A 16570-nucleotide genomic window follows, 5' to 3' on the forward strand; every position below is an offset into this window, starting at 1 on the left:
GGATTGCTGCCATGATGACCCATCTGCCACTGACCCCGCTTCTGCCGCCGATGGACCAGGCGGAAGCCATTGATCTCGGCCTGCCCGAAAGCTGTGTCCCCTGGCCACTGGCGCCCATCGGGAATCTGCCTCTCGGCCAGTTCACCACCGAAAGCACCCTTCCCGGTGTTGTCGGCAGCCTTGCCCGGGCAAATGCTCTTGGCCCGTGGGACTGGCCGGAAAAGCCGGTAATCTTCATTTCCGACCTGCATGCGGATGCGGAAAGCCTGTTGAGATCCCTGACGGCGGCACGGGCAATCCAGCGCAATGGAGATGGTCTGAGCGACTTTCACCTGACGCCCTTCGGCCGAAGCTGCCAGTTCATCATCGGCGGCGATTGCCTGGACAAGGGCCCCAGCAATCTGGACCTTCTCGACAGCCTCAGCGCGCTGCTGAAAACCGGTGCCGATGTCGTCATCCTCGCCGGCAACCACGACCTGCGGCTTTACCTCGGTCTCGAAGCCCTGACGGTCAAGCGCAGCTCGCTCAACGCCCATATGTTCGTTCGCATGGGCAAGAAGGTGATGCCGCTCTTGAAGGAAGTACACGAGCGGTATGTCGGCAGCTCGGCCAACCTCGCCATGCTGCCCGACGAGGAAACCTGCCTGTCGCTGATGGTTCCGGGAAAGAAGTGGACCAGACAATTTCCGAAGGCAGCCTCACGCTATCTGAGTGACGCGGCCATCCGCAAGGAAATGCAGCGGCTCAAGAAGAAGGCGGACAAGTTCGCGGAACACGCCGCCGAAGTCGGCCTTACCATTCGTCAGCTGTATGCTGCCGCGCTCAAATGCCGGGAACTCTTCGTTGAACCCGGCGGACGCTACGCCTGGTTCTTTCAAAGCCTCAAGGCCGTGCACCAGAGCGGATCGTTGCTGTTCGTGCATGCCGGTATCGATGATCACATGGCGTCCCAGATTTCGGCAAAAGGTGTGGCCCACGTCAATCACCGCTTTCGGAAGGAAAGCCGGAAAGATCCCTTCGTGTTCTACTCCGGCACCATCGCCAATCTGATGCGCACGAAATACCGGGATGTGGACCATCCCCTGACCGAAACCGGCGTAGACGATCTCCATCTTGCCGGCATAAGGATGCTGGTACAGGGGCACGTCAACAGGCACAGCGGACAGGAGCTGACGTCCAAGCACGGCCTCTTGCATCTGGAAGCGGACATCACGCTCGACCGGCATTCCAGAAGCTCCGAAGGCCTTGAAGGCATCGGCACCGGCGCCACGATCATCTGCCCGGATGGCAACATCGTCGGCATTAGTCGGGATTATCCCCACGCCAAGCTGTTCAATCCGGCGCACATTCTCCAGCAACACGGATTGTCGTCATGATGGAACGCAAGGGCCGTTTCCGGCACCAGTCCCTGCAGGACAGGAAATCGATCCAGAAACTGCTCGACGCCGTCAAGCGTGGCATCGCCAAGGGCGAGCTGCAATTCGGTGACGACACTGGTGAGATTACCCTGCACCCGAAAGGTCTGATGGCCATCAGGGTGACAGCCACCACGGAAGACGACCAGTCCCGCCTGGACCTGCGCATCACATGGGCCAACGACGGCCAGGACAAGAAGGACAATGGCAAACTGAAGGTAAAGGGCGGATAGGCCAAGCCCCGAGAACCTGTTGCCCCTTCACCGTCATTCCGGACAAGGAAGGCGCAGCCGCCCGCAGATCCGGAACCCGGTCATGAGCCGCGCTGCGAGCGCGTCCTCTCAAGTCCCTGGCTGAGAAAACAAAGCAGCCTCTCCTGGAGGAACACAAAGGCCGGTGTGTACCGGATCCCGTCCTGGCTGCGCCAAACCGGGATGCCAAGCATCGGATTGGGAAAGAGCCTTGGGGCCTATGCCGCTCTTAGCAGATGCGCGGCAGTTGCTCGCCCGAGAGCCAGTCGACAACACGGGAGCCGCCGAAGCCGGTCTTCATGACCACCATGCAATCGGCGTCCTCCACGATTTCGCCGATCTTCGCAGCATTCTGCCCCAGCGGGTGAGCCTTCATGATCTCCAGCAACCGGTCTGTATCCGAGGCCTCGCAAATGCAGATCAGCTTGCCTTCATTGGCGACATAAAGCGGGTCGAGACCGAGCAGCTCGCAGGCCCCTTCCACATCCGGGCGAACGGGGATCTCACCCTCGTCGAGCATCACGCCAACCTTCGAAGCATGAGCGATTTCGTTCAGCGCAGTTGCCAGTCCACCCCTGGTCGGATCCCGCAGAACCGAAATGCCCGGCACCGCGTCGACCATCGAACCGACGAGGCCATGTAGTGCTGCACTGTCGGACTGGATTTCGGTTTCGAAGGTCAGGTTTTCCCGTTTCGACAGGATGGCCACACCATGATCGCCAATGGTACCGGACAGAAGAACCGCCTGACCTGGCTTGGCCGCAGCAGGAGAAATCGAGACGCCTTCCGGCAGAACGCCAACACCGGTCGTTGTGATGAAGACCCCGTCGCCCTTCCCCTTTTCAACCACCTTGGTATCGCCGGAAACCACCGGCACTCCGGCTTCACGGGCAGCGCGCGCCATGGATATGACAATCCGTTCCAGATCTGCCAGCGGGAACCCTTCTTCCAGTATGAAGCTCGCGGTGAGCGACACCGGCCTCGCACCGGCCATGGCTACATCGTTCAAGGTGCCATGGACCGACAGCGATCCGATATCGCCACCTGGAAAGAACAGCGGCGAGATCACATGGGCATCGGTCGACATGACAAGACGCCCTGGCGGCACTTCAAGCACCGCCGCGTCATGGCCCTGATCCAGGATTGTATTTTTCAGATGCCGGTGAAACAGGTCCTCGATCAGGACGGCCATGGCCCGGCCGCCGCCGCCATGGGTCATATCGACAGCACCGGTGCGGAATTTTGCCTGCGGATCGATGCTGGTCACGCCGCGGCTCCCTTGGCGGCGGCCATCGCCTCGCGCTTGCGGCCATAGGTCCAGTATGCGGCGCAGGCACCTTCAGAGGAAACCATGCAGGCCCCCATAGGATTGTCCGGCGTGCAAACCGTGCCGAACAGCTTGCATTCCGTCGGTTTCTTCACGCCGCGCAGGATCGCGGGACATTCGCAGGATTTGACTTCGCGCGACTCCTTCGGGCTGAGCGCAAAACGCTCTTCAGCATCGAAGTCGACATAGGCTTCTCGGATTTTCAGGGCACTGTCAGGGACATAGCCGAGCCCGCGCCATTCAAAGGTCCGGCGCAACTCCAAAACGTCGTCAACCAGCCTTTGGGCCTTGCGATTGCCTTCCTTCGTGACGACCCGGGTGTACTGGTTTTCCACTTCATGCCGGCCTTCGTTGATCTGGCGGATCAGCATCAGGGTCGACTGCATCACGTCGAGCGGCTCAAAGCCGGCAATGACGACCGGTTTTCTGAAGTCCCGCGCCGCCGGTTGGTACGGCGCCCAGCCGATGACCGAGCTGACGTGGGAAGGCCCAAGGAAACCGTCAATCTTAACCGCCTGCTCCCCCGGCTCCGCCGGAGCGTTGACGATATGGGCGATGGCAGGCGGTGTCAGAACGTGATTGCAGAAGACGGAGAAATTCTTCAGGCCTTCCGCCTTTGCCTGCAGGATCGCGACCGCCGTTGGCGGCGTCGTCGTCTCAAAGCCGATGGCGAAAAAGACCACCTGCCGTTGCGGGTTCTCCCGCGCAATCCGCAGGGCATCCTGGGTCGAATAGACCATCCGGATATCGGCGCCTTCGGCCTTGGCCCGGATCAGGCTCTTCTGCTTGGTGCCCGGCACCCGCATCATGTCGCCATAGGTGGTCAGGATCACATTCGACTTCAGCGCCAGCTCGATCGCATCATCAAGACGCCGTACCGGCAAGACACAGACCGGGCAGCCCGGCCCATGCACATACTCGACATTTTGCGGAACCAGATCCTGCACCCCGTTACGGAAGATGGCGTGAGTGTGCCCACCGCAAAACTCCATCAGATGGTAACGCCGGTCCGGATCAGCTTCCTGCCGGATTGCAAGGGCAAGCTTTTGCGCCAGTTTGCCGTCCCGAAATTCCTTGATGTATTTCATGCGTCCGTCCCCACCACCGGCTCGCCCGCCATCTCCTCCAGCTCCTCGGCAAGAACACCGGCTTCCGCCATAAGCTGAAGGGTTCGTTCGGCTTCCTCCTCGCTGAGCTTGTGCAGGGCATAGCCGACATGGACGAGCACATAGTCGCCAACGGCAACCTCCTCCAGGAGAGCTGTCGAGACCGGTTTCCGGATCCCTTCCAGAGCGACGGTTGCCATGTCGTCGCTATCGACGGAAACCACCCTTGCGGGAATGGCGAGACACATGACGGAGAACTCCTATTCCGCAGCAAGGCCGCGTGCGTGCGCTGCCTGCGTCTTCAAGGCACCGTCCAGCCAGACTAGCCAGCCTTCCAGGCCACCGCCAGTGCGCGCCGACACTTGCAGGACCTGGATCTTGTGATTGACCCGTCGTGCATTCCTGATCGCCGCGCCGACGCAAAAATCGACATGCGGCAGAAGGTCGGTCTTGTTGAGGATCATCAGGTCGGCGTTGGCGAAGATATCGGGGTATTTCAGCGGCTTGTCCTCGCCTTCCGTCACCGAAAGGATCACCACCTTGAAGGCTTCGCCGAGATCGAATGCTGCGGGACAGACCAGGTTGCCGACATTCTCGATGAAAAGCACGCTGCCTTCGTCCAGCGGCAACTTCTCCAAGGCGTGACCGACCATATGTGCATCCAGATGGCACCCCTTGCCGGTGTTTATCTGAATGGCAGGTACTCCCGTTTCCCGGATCCGCTCGGCATCGTTTGACGTCTGCTGATCACCTTCGATGACCGCAGCCGGGGTCCTGCCCGCCATCCGCTTCAAGGTTTCGACAAGCAGCGTTGTCTTGCCGGAGCCGGGGCTTGAAACAAGATTGAGTGCCAGAACGCCTTTTGCGGCCAGCAAGGCACGATTGTTGTCCGCATAGGAATTGTTCTTGCCCAGAATATCGGTTTCGATCTGGATCAGCCGTGCCTGGCTCATGCCCGGAACGGAAACGCCGGCTTCCCCTTCGCCGAAATGGACATGACCTGCGTCATGTGAATGGGCGTGTCCATGGTGATGGTGATGCTCATGGTCATGTTCGTGAGACCCGCTGCAACCGCATACCGTACACATCACACCACCTCCAGTTCCCGGATCTTCAGCTCTTCCCCACTGACAACCTGCAGGGCTTCCGAACCACATTCCGGGCAGCAATCGAACCGTGCGTTCACCTGCACGGTCTTGAAACAGGAAAGACACAGAGCCTCGGCTGAAGGCCTGGATATTTCCAGAATGGCGCCTTCGGCGAGTGAGCCCCGCGTGACAACGTCGAATCCGAATTTCAGCGCCTCTGGTTCGACGCAAGACAGCGGTCCGATGTCGACCGCGACCCGCTTCACCCGGGTAAAGCTATCCTTCGCCGCCTGATCCTTCAAAATGTCGAGTATGCTCTCGCAAAGTGACATTTCATGCATGGGCTGCCTCCCTCTGCTGATCTGCCTTTTGCAGCCACTCCAGCAAGAAAGCCTCGGCTGCAGCCAGATTGGCAGTTGCCTTGTCGGACAGCCCTTCCTTTACCTCACCAAATTCATAGCCGGAGATACCAAGCACGAAGGCTTTCGGTCGGGCGCCATAAAGGGTATCGCAAAGAGCCAGAACAGTCTGCGGAATCAGACTGTGGCTGCCGAGCACTTCCGGTGCACCCGGCGCGATTTCCCGGAACGAATAAGGTCCCGCGGCACCGATCTCCGCGTCAACGAAGATCACCACATCGTGCTCCGAGACCGCCAGCGCATGTTCGGCGACGAGCTGATAATCGGTATCGACCTCCAACCCCGGCAATCCGCGCGCGGCGATTGCCTCGGACAAGGCCGGCCCAAGCCCGTCATCGCCCCGCCCGGGATTGCCATATCCGATCAGAAGCATGAAGACGTCCTCTCTTCAGACAGATGAAACGTTGCCGCACACAATTTCTCTCCCTCGTCATCCCGGCCAAGCGCAGCGCGGGCCGGGATCGGGGGGGCACAGATTTCTCGGCAATTCATTTCCCGAAAGAGAGTATCGAACTCGCTGATCCCGGATCTCCGCTTTGCTGCGTCCGGGTGGACGATCTGAGAGGCTGTCATATCGTCGAACCTCCCACGCTCACACACACTGCGTCCGGCTGTCGACCAACGCGCCATCCGCATTGAACAGCTCTACCTGCAGCGGCATCTGACCGAGAGCGTGGGTGGCACACGAAAGGCATGGATCATAGGCGCGGATCGCGACTTCGACATGGTTGAGCATGCCCTCGGTGATCTGCTCCTTGCCGGAAAGATGCTTGACCGCGACATCCTTCACCGCGCGGTTCATGCCCTCGTTGTTATGGGTCGTGGAGACGATCAGGTTGCAATAGGTAACCTGGTCATGTTCATCGACCTTGTAATGGTGGATGAGGTTGCCACGCGGAGCCTCGATCACCCCGATACCTTCCTCGCGCCGGTCCCCCTTGGCAATCAGGTCCGTCCCTTGCAGATCCGGGTCGTTCAGAAGCTCCCGGATCTTCTCCACACAATGCAGAACCTCGATCATCCGCGCCCAGTGATTGGCCAGCGTGGAATTGTTCGGCGTACCGCACGTCACGGCCTTGAGGTCTTTCAGGGCGGCATCGGCAAGAGGCGTATCGATGAAGGTGGCCGTGTTCATGCGTGCCAATGGCCCGACCCGATACCAGCCGGCGTCAGGCCCAAGCGTCGTGATGAAGGGGAATTTCATGTACGACCAGGAGCGCACGTCCTCGACAATCAGCTCGTGATATTTCGTGTAAGGCACCTGATCGAAGATCATGTCTCCGGTGGAACTGAGAGCCCGCAGGTTGCCGTGATAGAGATCAAGCGCACCGTCGCTCTCGCGCACCAGTGACATGTAGTTGGAGGGGAACGAACCGAACTCGGCGACCAGGTCTTCATGCTCCAGCGTGTAGTCCCGGGCGAGTTTCACCGCATCCAGGGACCATTCGATCATCTGGTCCACCGAGGCAAGAAAATGATCGCGCCGTTCGATGGGCAGGTTGCGGTTGATGCCACCGGGAATGGCGCCGGTGCCGTGCACCTTCTTGCCCGCCGTCGCCTCGATGATCTCCTGCCCGTACTTGCGCATCAGAACGGCGCGCTTGCCGAGTTCCGGATTTTCCTTGATCACCTCGAAGATGTTGCGCTTTTCCGCAGGCGCACCGAAGCCGAACAGGAGATCGGGCGCTGCCAGGTGGAAGAAGTGCAGCACGTGGGACTGCATCACCTGGCCGTAATGCATCAGCCGGCGCATCTTTTCCGCCGTCGGCGTCAACTGATCGACACCGGCGATCATGTCCATGGCTTTTGCTGCGGCCAGATGGTGGCTGACAGGGCAGATGCCGCAAAGCCGCTGCACGATCACCGGCACTTCCCACATCAGCCGGCCGCGGATGAACCGCTCGAAGCCGCGGAATTCGACAATGTGCAGCCGGGCTTCATCCACCTCGTTTTCCGCATTGAGATGGATCGTCACCTTGCCATGGCCTTCCACGCGGGTGACGGGGGAGATTTCAATCAGTCTGGGTTCAGTCATCGCCATCACCCTCAGTCGAACTTGATCATTTCACGTTCAAAGCCACGGAACTTGCCGGTCAGCAGCTTGGAAAGCGTGTCGAAGATGATGTCACCACTGGGTGCACAGCCAGGGATCTGGTAGTCGATCTCCACCACCTGGGAACACGGATAAACCTCGTCCAGAAGCAGCGGCAGAGCCGGATCATTGGGCACGTTGTGGGTCGTGTTGCGGATGTATTTGCCGGTGATATAGGCCTCGTCCAGGCACTCGCGCAGCGGCGCGTCTGAATGCATGATCGCGTTGCGCATGGCCGGCAGCCCACCCATGATCGCGCATTGGCCGAGCGCGATCAGCACATCGCAGTTGCGCCGGAAATCATGCAGCACATGCACATTTTCCTCGTTGCAGCAGCCGCCTTCGATGATGCCGATGTCGCACCGCTGGGTGAAGCGCTTCTTGTCGGTAAGCGGCGAGCGGTCGACTTCGACAAGCTGCATCAGCTCGATCAGGCGCTCGTCGATATCCAGGATCGCCATGTGACAGCCGAAACAGCCGGCAAGAGAAGCGGTCGCGATCCGGGCCTTGGGCAGCTCGCTCATTTGCGCTTCTCCTCAATGTCGTGACCGATCAGGCCATGATCGAATTCCCGCTCGCCGATGGGAACGGCGAAACCGACACGCTTGCGGATGATGCAGCCGACCGGGCAGACTTCCGCCGAAATCGCGTGATCGGTCACCTCGGCATCGGTATCGGCAAGGTTCTCGCCGTTGACTGCGACGCGGCGGTGAATGCCGCGGCCGACATAACCGAAGATGCCCTTGCCATCGACGTCCTGAGAGGCGCGGATGCAGCGTCCGCAGGAAATGCAGCGGTTGGTGTCAAGCGCGATGTCGGGATGGGAGGCATCCAGCGCCCGGCACGGCTCCAGGTACGGAAACCGGGTGGCTTCCGTCATGTCCAGCCGGTAGGCCATCGCCTGAAGCTCGCAATTGCCGCTGGCCTCGCAAATCGGGCAAAGGTGATTGCCCTCGTGAAACAGCATTTCCACCAGGTCGCGGCGCATCTTGGTCAGATGCGGCGTCTCGTTCTCCACCGCCTGGCCGGGGGCTGCCGGCTGGGTGCAGGCGGCAACACTGCGCCCGCCTGCCTTCACCGTGCAGACCCGGCAGCTGCCCTGGTGGCGCAGGCCTTCGTGGTCGCACAGGCGCGGGATATAGACCCCGGCCTCGTCGGCCGCTTCCATGATGGTTTGCCCCGCATACGCGGTGATCTCCACCCCGTCGATGGTGAAGGTGAAGCCGGTCTCTCTCTTCGTACCGCTCATTGGGTGAAATCCTTGTCGAAGATATAGGAGCGGCGCTTGGCAATCTTGCGCGCACCATCGATGGCCGACTGGATGTCGAACGTATCGCGGATGCCGTCCTTGCTCGGCTTGATCACCGCCGAATAGACCAGCGGAAAGTTCTTCAAGGTGGTGAGAACCGGGTTGGGAGACGTCATGCCGAGACCGCAGCGGCTGGTCTCGATGATCGTTCCGGAGAGGTCCTTGAGGTAGTCGATGTCCTCCGGGTTCGCGAGGCCCTTGCGGAACTTCTGGATCGCCTTCTGCAGGAAGACATTGCCGACCCGGCAGGGCGTGCAATAGCCGCAACTCTCGTGCACGAAGAAGGACATGTAGTATTCGACGATTTCCAGAACGTTGCGCTCGCCGTTGAAGACGATGACCGCCCCGCCGGTCGCAAGGTCGTCGAACGTCAGTTTGCGGTGAAAGCTGTCGCGGGCAATCATCGTGCCGCTCGGTCCGCCAACCTGAACCGCGGCGGCATCCTCGCCGCCGACCATCGCCAGCAATTCCTGGACCGTGTGCCCGTAAGGCAGTTCGTAGATGCCCGGGTTCAGGCAATCGCCACAGACGGAGAACAGCTTGGTGCCGTGCGAGCCTTCCATGCCCATGGCATTGAACCATGCCGCCCCCTTGTCGAGAATGCGCGCGGCATGACAGAAGGTCTCAACGTTGTTGACCACCGTCGGATACCCGAGATAGCCGCGGTTGACCGGGAACGGCGGCCGCGTCTTGGGTTCGCCCGGCAGGCCCTCGCAGGAGCTGATAAGCGCACCTTCCTCGCCGCAGATATAAGCGCCCGCGCCAAGCTGCAGTCGGATATCGAAATCAAAGCCCTTTACGCCCAGAATGTCCTTGCCGAGAAGACCGCGCCGGCGTCGTTCTTCCAGCACCTGAAGCAGAAGCTCGCGCAGATAGACATATTCGCCGCGCAGATAAAGGATGCCCTCGCGCGCACCGACAGCCCTTGCCGCTATAGTCATGCCTTCGATCAGGAGATGCGGCCGTTCGGTCAGGAGAACGCGGTCCTTGAAGGTGCCCGGCTCGCCTTCATCGGCATTGCAGATGACGAAATGCTTTTCGGCACGCTCGCTGGCGGCAAAACGCCATTTCCGGCCGGTGGTAAAGCCCGCGCCGCCACAGCCGCGCAACCCGCTTTCCTCGATCGCGGAGATGATCTGCGTCGGTGTTATCGTGGCCGCCTTGGCAAGCCCGGCGTCTTCTGGAACAGGCCCCAACAGCACTTCACCCGCATGGCGGATGTTGTTGTCGACCATATGCAAGGCGCGTTCGGAAGGTGTCAGCGCCTCGAACCTCTCGCTGATCAACTGCTCTGGGCTTCGGCCCGCCTTCAGCGCCTGCGCCGCGCTGCGCGCGGTCTCCGGCGTCAGTTTCGTCAGGACGATGTCGTTGACCATCGCGGCTGGCGCCTGATCGCACATGCCGATGCAGGGAGTGTATTCCAGCGAAAACGCACCGTCGTTGCTGGTTTCGCCGATTTTGAGCCCAAGCTCCTCTTCAAAAACACAGGCAACCTCTGACACCCCGGAGAACCGGTCGACGATATCGTCACACAGCCGAATGGTGACCCTGCCTTTCGGCGCCAGGGAGAGGAAGGAATAGAAGCTGGCAACGCCCTCCACCTCGATCCGGGTGAGACCGGTAGAGGCGGCAACATGGTCCATGGTGGCCGGGGCGATGCAGCGGTAGCGGTCCTGCACCTCACGCAGGATGTCGAGCATTCGGTGCTTGTCGTTGCCGAATTGCGCGCAGATCGCTTCGATCTCTTCGGCAGGAACAGGCGCGGTTCCGCAGATGGCCGTGGAGACCCCGTTCCCGGTCTTGTGCCCGTTGTCCATGGCCCCTCCCTCCTGATACCCAAAGCAGATTGCACCCGCGTAGGCGATGACCGTTCCGTCCGGAAGTGATTGGCTGGTGTTGCGCCCTGCCGCTAAATCGATTTGAGATCAAACCGGACTGCAGCACATGATGGCAACGACCCGCAATACACTTGTGAAATTTCCGAGTGTTTCCACGCTTCCAGACTTGCAGGAAAACGTCTTTGAGGAAGATCAACCTGCTTAAAATCGGGGCAGATGGTACCCGATGGCCTATCAGTCGATCCTGCTGAATAAGGCGCGTTCAAGGACCTTCAGTCAGGGCAAAAAATCAGTCATCGAAGGTTGAGGGCGCTTGCAAATTTGCCGCGACCACCGCCTGACCGAGCGCAAGGCCGCCATCGTTGGCGGGCACACTTTTGTGGTTGAGAACAGTGTAGCCATCGGTTTCCAGCTTCTCGGTCAGGCCGTCGCGCAGGAAGGCGTTCTGGAAAACGCCGCCGGAAAGAACGACCTTGCCGGATGGTCTTGCGCCTGCAGCCGACAGGCCGCACGCAAGGCCGTCGATCAGGCCTTGGTGAAAGCGCGCGGAGATAGTCTCATGCCCCACTCCCGATTTGAGATCGCCAAGAAGCGCAGGCCAGACCTTGTCGAACGACAGCAATACGGTCTCCGACGTCGTCACCTCCACCGGATATCCTTCCTTGCCAGCCACGGAGGCTCGCGCCAGCACCTCCAGCTGCATTGCAGCCTCACCTTCGAAGCCTTGCTTGTCCGGACAAATATCAAGCGCGGCAGCCACCGCATCAAACAGTCGCCCGGCAGAGGACGTCATCGGTGCGTTGACACCTTTCTGCATCATCTGATCAAGCAGCTTTGCCTGATGGCCGGCAAACCTGGTTTCCAGACCGGTTCCAACCAGGTTGGCGCGGTAGTTCACTCCATAGGCAGTAAACAATTGCGCAGCCAGATTGCGCCACGGCTCCCGGTTTGCAGCCTCTCCTCCCGGCAACGGCACTTGCCGGAAATGGCCACGCCGCACAAAGCCGCCGTAGCTTCCCTGCAGGATTTCACCGCCCCACACCGTCCCGTCCGCCCCCCAGCCTAGCCCGTCCAGAACAACGGCATGAACGGTCCCGGGCATCGCCTGGTCTTGCCCCTGGTCCGCCAGGCAGGCTGCAAGATGCGCATGGTGATGCTGCACCCGAACCAGCGGCAGGCCACGCTCCCGGGCAAAGTCTTCGCCGGTCCGCGTCGACAGATATTGCGGATGTGCATCGACGGCGACAATATCAGGCTCGAACTGGTAGAGATCCAGATAGAGCCTCAGCATCTTCTTGTAATCCGCAAGGGTCGGCGCGTTTTCAAGATCGCCGATATGCTGCGACAGGACTGCGTTGCGGCCGTCGAGAAGGCAGAAGGTCGTTTTCAACTCTCCCCCAAGAGCAAGAACCTTCAGCGCCCCCTCGAAAGAAATGGGCAGACGGATCGGCGACGGAGCGTATCCGCGCGCGCGGCGCAGGATGGAAACGCCGGATCGATCATGACGAACGACGCTGTCATCCAGCCGGTTGACCACGTCGCGGTTGTGCATCAGGAACCCGTCGACAATGCCTGCAAGGTTGTGCCGGGCACATTCGTTTTGTGTTTCCTGCGGGTTCTCGGAAAGATTTCCGGAGGTCAGCACAATCGGCCCCTTCAGCTCGGCCATCAGCAGATGGTGCAAGGGGGTGTTCGGCAGCATGACACCCAGGCGGTCGAACGGACCGGCGATACCCGGCGCCAGTGGTGCGCCCGCTTTCTTGAGCAGAACGATCGGTGCCGCCGGGCTTTCCAGCAGCGCCACCTCTTTTGCATCAGCCAAGGCGAAGTCCCGGATCTGGTCCAGATCCCGCGCCATAAGGGCGAGTGGCTTCACCGGACGGTGCTTGCGCAACCTCAGCTTTTCAATGGCGCTCTGATTGCCTGCATCGACCGCTATCTGAAACCCGCCAAGACCCTTGATCGCCAGAATGGCACCGCGCCCGAGCCGCTCGGCGGCAAGGACGACAGGATCGCCATCAACAGCTCGTCCGTCTTTGTCCTCAAACCAGAGTTTCGGCCCACACTGCGGACAGGCAATCGGTTGGGCATGGAAGCGTCGGTCAGCCGGGTCTTCATATTCGATGCGGCACGCCCGGCACATTTCGAAGGCCGCCATGGCTGTCGAGGCCCGGTCATAAGGAATGTGCCGCAGAATGGACAGGCGTGGTCCGCAATGGGTGCAATTGGCAAAGGCATAGCGGTAACGCCGGTCGGCCGGGTTGCGGATGTCGGCCAGGCAGGCCGGGCATGTTGCGGCGTCCGGCACCACGCCAGTGGCGACCTTGCCTTCTTCACTCGGCAGAATTCTGAAATCTCTGGCATCGGGCGCACCTGCCAGATCGGACACAACAATCTGGTCGATACGTGCCAGCAGTGGCGCGTCCGATTGCAGACGGCCCATAAAAAGGTCAAGCGAGCGCTCGTCACCACTTGCTTCGATCAGCACACCTTCGCCGTCGTTCAGCACATGACCGGCAAGACCCAGACCCCTTGCAAGCTGCCAGACAAACGGCCGAAACCCGACGCCCTGTACAAGACCCCTGATCCGTATGGATTTGGCTGACCTCAATGGACCTGTTTCTTGCACGCGCTCAAGATCTCTGGCTTGCCCGACACCGTCGCCGACGATGACCTTCATTTCTCGCCAGACACGAGGCACCGCCCCTGTGCAGGCACGGTTCAGTAATCCCCTGAATGGCGAATGATTTCCAGATGGATATTTTTGAATGACCCGCAATCGAGGCACGCACAGCGCGAACGGGAACTCATGGTCGCTCGCCTGAGCAAGACCAAACGTTTTGTAGAACAGAGGGAATATGCTCCTGCTCCGGACGACTTTCCGCCCGGAGCAGTTTTGGATCACTCAGCGCAGCGGGCGCTGCGCAAAGGTATTATAGGCCTGTTGCCCGTTCGAACCGTTTCTGGTTTCCAGGCGTTCCAGATTGATGATGGCCGACAGCATCAGCCGGTCCTGGCTCCAGTCCGCCGGTTTCTGGATCGATAGTGCCGACAGGAAAACCACCGCCACCATGGGCAGCACGGCCAGGCAGGTAACGCCCCAATGAGGACGAACCCGATTGGTCTCCAGCAAGGCCTCCACGCGGCGGCGCAGTTTCGCGGCCGGGGAACGGCGAAGCAGCTTGTCCTGCACCTCCAAAAGGGCAACGGCTGCGATCCCGACGGAACGTTTGCGCGCTTCCTTGTCCTGGCGCTTGCGGATCCCCGCCTGGGCGGCGCGGAGCAGACACATGCAATAGGACCTCAGGTCCACATGGGCGTTTTCGGCGACCTTCTGATCGCAGGCCAGTTCACGCAGACGCTCGACTTCCGACTTCCACATGTAGAAGAACGGGTTCCAGAAGAACAGCGGGCGCAGCAGTTCAAGCCCGATTTCCCAGGTGACATCGCCCTGGCGCAGATGCTGGAACTCGTGCTTGAGAACCAGCTTCAGGTCTTCCGGCTCGGCCAGCAGGTCGGACGGAATGACCACGTAGTGGCGCCTCAGCCCACGTGCGGAAAACGGCACCATTGCGCGATCCGACAGCAGCAACAGCACACGGCCATTGCTCCGCCATTCATGGCAGGTTGCCAGCACCCGGTACAATCGGACGAAGCTGACGACAAGCTTCAGCGCGAAATAGCTGAACCCGGCCACGAAAGCCAAAGCAATCCCGGCACCCAGACCGGTAGACAGGGTCAGGATCGTTTCGCTGATCTGCGTTCGCAGTCCAAGCAGCGACTGAAAGTCTTCCGCCGAAATGGCGATGCCGCCACGCAGGTACTGCGACACGGCGTAATCGGCCAGGTTGACGGACATGGTCCGGGGGACCACCTCCGCCGACAGCATGTGCTGGTAGCCCATGACGGCGAAGGGTGTTAGCAGGATCAGGGCGAACAAGCCGTTCAGCAGCCCAAGCTGTACGGAAAAGTCGACCTTCTTGCCGGAACGGGCCAGCAGAAGTTTGGCGCTCAGCCACACCATTGCGGTAATGGCCAGTGTGATGTTCAGATCGATATAGATATCGAAAATCTGGTTAAGTAGCGTCATCTGTCCTCCTCCTGTCCAGCAACGCTCTGATTTCCTCCAGATCGTCTCCCGATAGTTCGTATTCATCGACAAGTCGGGCCACGAGGGACGCCGGCGTGCCGTCGAACAGTTTTTCTGAAAGGTTTCGGAGAGATCGGGACTGGTAGGTATCCCTGGTCAGCCGAGGGGAATAGATGAATGTCTTGCCTTCTTTGCGGCTGTCCACGAAGCCTTTTTCATCCAGGATCCGCATGATGGTGGCGCAGGACGTATAGGCGAGTTTTCTCTCCGGCGGCAGACATGCAAGGATGTCCCGCACGGAACCTTCGCCGAGTTTCCAGAGTTCGGTCATGAACTCCAGTTCGACTTCGGTCAAAAACTCGTTGCTCTTACGCTTTCTCATTACAGTCCTGCACCGATTGCGGAATGGATGTGGCTTACGCATCTATTCATGCACCAGAATATCGGAAATTACTATGTCTTTAGTCGACGAAGGTGTTCGGGTTTCTCCCCTGATCGTGACCACCTGATGGACGAAGCGCGCGGGAAACCCGCGCGCCTTTATTCACATCAGACTTTCCAGAAGCAGAAGACGCCCCAACCGATGCTCAGAGCGAGCGGCCACCAGAGCGGGTTGCCCACCAGGCCAAGCCAGGCCAGGAAGATATAGGCCGTTCCGAGCAAGGTGATGAAGAGGCGGTCGCCGCGGGTCGTTTCAAGTCCCAGGACACCGCGCCGGGCAGCGCCACCGGGAAATTTCACTTCCAAAGCAGTCAGCACCCCGATTGCGGAGAATATACCGACGAACAGCAGAGCCGTCGGCAGGGTCCAGGCCATCCAACCGAGCATCATACCCTCCCCAGGGCAAAGCCCTTGGCTATGTAGTTACGGACAAAATAGATGACGATGGCGCCGGGAATGATGGTCAGGGTCCCGGCGGCCGCCAGCAGACCCAGTTCGTAACCGGCGGAGGAAGCGGTTCGGGTCATCACGGCGGCAATGGGTTTCGCCTCGACGGCGGTAAGTGTCTTGGACAGCAGCATTTCCACCCAGGAGAACATGAAGCAGAAGAAGGCGGCCACCCCGACGCCGGACTTGATGGCCGGCAGGAAGATCGTCATGAAAAAGCGCGGGAAGGAATAGCCGTCCACATAGGCGGTTTCGTCCAGTTCCTTCGGCACCCCGCTCATGAAACCCTCCAGGATCCAGACCGCCAGCGGCACGTTGAACAGGCAGTGTGCCAGTGCAACGGCAAGATGGGTGTCGAACAGGCCGACGGCGGAATAGAGCTGGAAGAACGGCAGCGCGAAGACGGCCGCCGGAGCCATACGGTTTGTCAGCAGCCAGAAGAACAGGTGCTTGTCGCCCACGAAGGAATAGCGGGAGAAAGCATAGGCTGCCGGCAGCGCGACGGTGATCGAAATGACCGTGTTGATGGTCACGTAGATGATCGAGTTGATGTAGCCCCAGTACCAAGTCGGATCGGTGAAGATCTCGATGTAGTTGGCGAAGGTCCAGGTCTGCGGGAACAGGGTGAACCCGGACAGGATCTCGTTGGTGGTCTTGAAGCTCATCGCGACGAGCCAGTAGATCGGCAACATCAGGAAGAGAATGTACAGGATGGGAACCAGGCTTTTCAGGCGCATGACGGTTCTC

At 60.1% G+C, this 16570-nt stretch carries 17 protein-coding genes; 2 read left to right on the forward strand and 15 right to left on the reverse strand.

All coding sequences use genetic code 11. The features are described from left to right. Window positions 1-11: 11 nt before the first annotated feature. Window positions 12-1376 (forward strand): metallophosphoesterase family protein, encoded by a 1365-nt coding sequence (locus Q666_RS44730; protein ID WP_208993999.1) that lies wholly within the window; start codon window positions 12-14, stop codon window positions 1374-1376. Beyond that, a complete protein-coding gene (locus Q666_RS44735) occupies window positions 1373-1648 on the forward strand; it encodes an amphi-Trp domain-containing protein (protein ID WP_023003086.1) in 276 nt (91 codons plus the stop codon). Before Q666_RS44730 ends, Q666_RS44735 begins: the two co-directional genes overlap by 4 nt. Before the next feature lie 247 nt (window positions 1649-1895). On the opposite strand, the gene hypE is transcribed toward Q666_RS44735, so the two are convergent. The 15 genes from hypE to Q666_RS44810 form a co-directional block, all read right to left on the reverse strand. Continuing rightward, window positions 1896-2885: a hydrogenase expression/formation protein HypE gene (gene hypE / locus Q666_RS44740; RefSeq protein ID WP_051990107.1), complete on the reverse strand. Its 990-nt coding sequence runs from the start codon at window positions 2883-2885 to the stop codon at window positions 1896-1898. Window positions 2886-2929: 44 nt separating this feature from the next. Continuing rightward, on the reverse strand, window positions 2930-4081 hold the full coding sequence (gene hypD / locus Q666_RS44745; protein ID WP_023003084.1) for a hydrogenase formation protein HypD: 1152 nt from the start codon (window positions 4079-4081) through the stop codon (window positions 2930-2932). Beyond that, window positions 4078-4347, reverse strand: coding sequence for a HypC/HybG/HupF family hydrogenase formation chaperone (locus tag Q666_RS44750; RefSeq protein WP_023003083.1), 270 nt, complete (start codon window positions 4345-4347; stop codon window positions 4078-4080). Before Q666_RS44750 ends, hypD begins: the two co-directional genes overlap by 4 nt. Before the next feature lie 12 nt (window positions 4348-4359). Beyond that, entirely contained in the window at window positions 4360-5187 is an 828-nt protein-coding gene (hypB, locus tag Q666_RS44755; protein WP_031284993.1) for a hydrogenase nickel incorporation protein HypB, read from the reverse strand. Beyond that, window positions 5187-5528, reverse strand: a complete 342-nt coding sequence (gene hypA, locus Q666_RS44760) for a hydrogenase maturation nickel metallochaperone HypA (RefSeq protein WP_031270314.1) — start codon at window positions 5526-5528, stop codon at window positions 5187-5189. The genes hypB and hypA overlap by 1 nt, the downstream gene beginning before the upstream one ends. Then, window positions 5521-5979: a hydrogenase maturation protease gene (locus Q666_RS44765; RefSeq protein WP_023003079.1), complete on the reverse strand. Its 459-nt coding sequence runs from the start codon at window positions 5977-5979 to the stop codon at window positions 5521-5523. Before Q666_RS44765 ends, hypA begins: the two co-directional genes overlap by 8 nt. A gap of 219 nt (window positions 5980-6198) precedes the next feature. Beyond that, entirely contained in the window at window positions 6199-7641 is a 1443-nt protein-coding gene (locus Q666_RS44770) for a Ni/Fe hydrogenase subunit alpha (protein ID WP_031270309.1), read from the reverse strand. Between the two features lie 11 nt (window positions 7642-7652). Beyond that, window positions 7653-8222, reverse strand: a complete 570-nt coding sequence (locus Q666_RS44775) for an NADP oxidoreductase (protein WP_023003077.1) — start codon at window positions 8220-8222, stop codon at window positions 7653-7655. Further along, on the reverse strand, window positions 8219-8947 hold the full coding sequence (locus Q666_RS44780; protein ID WP_023003076.1) for a 2Fe-2S iron-sulfur cluster-binding protein: 729 nt from the start codon (window positions 8945-8947) through the stop codon (window positions 8219-8221). The genes Q666_RS44775 and Q666_RS44780 overlap by 4 nt, the downstream gene beginning before the upstream one ends. Further along, a complete protein-coding gene (locus Q666_RS44785) occupies window positions 8944-10824 on the reverse strand; it encodes an NAD(P)H-dependent oxidoreductase subunit E (protein WP_023003075.1) in 1881 nt (626 codons plus the stop codon). The genes Q666_RS44780 and Q666_RS44785 overlap by 4 nt, the downstream gene beginning before the upstream one ends. Before the next feature lie 310 nt (window positions 10825-11134). Next, window positions 11135-13525, reverse strand: a complete 2391-nt coding sequence (hypF, locus tag Q666_RS44790) for a carbamoyltransferase HypF (RefSeq protein WP_023003073.1) — start codon at window positions 13523-13525, stop codon at window positions 11135-11137. Window positions 13526-13750: 225 nt separating this feature from the next. Then, the gene (locus tag Q666_RS44795; protein WP_023003072.1) at window positions 13751-14935 is read right to left on the reverse strand and encodes a M56 family metallopeptidase; all 1185 of its coding nucleotides are present in this window, start codon (window positions 14933-14935) and stop codon (window positions 13751-13753) included. Then, the gene (locus Q666_RS44800) at window positions 14922-15317 is read right to left on the reverse strand and encodes a BlaI/MecI/CopY family transcriptional regulator (RefSeq protein ID WP_023003071.1); all 396 of its coding nucleotides are present in this window, start codon (window positions 15315-15317) and stop codon (window positions 14922-14924) included. The genes Q666_RS44795 and Q666_RS44800 overlap by 14 nt, the downstream gene beginning before the upstream one ends. Before the next feature lie 167 nt (window positions 15318-15484). Beyond that, complete coding sequence (locus tag Q666_RS44805) at window positions 15485-15766, reverse strand: DUF2160 domain-containing protein (protein ID WP_023003070.1); 282 nt, start codon at window positions 15764-15766, stop codon at window positions 15485-15487. Further along, entirely contained in the window at window positions 15763-16560 is a 798-nt protein-coding gene (locus Q666_RS44810; RefSeq protein ID WP_023003069.1) for a carbohydrate ABC transporter permease, read from the reverse strand. Before Q666_RS44810 ends, Q666_RS44805 begins: the two co-directional genes overlap by 4 nt. Window positions 16561-16570: the final 10 nt, after the last annotated feature.

The sequence above is a fragment of the Labrenzia sp. C1B70 genome (genome assembly GCF_000475395.1).
Classification (GTDB): domain Bacteria; phylum Pseudomonadota; class Alphaproteobacteria; order Rhizobiales; family Stappiaceae; genus Roseibium; species Roseibium algicola.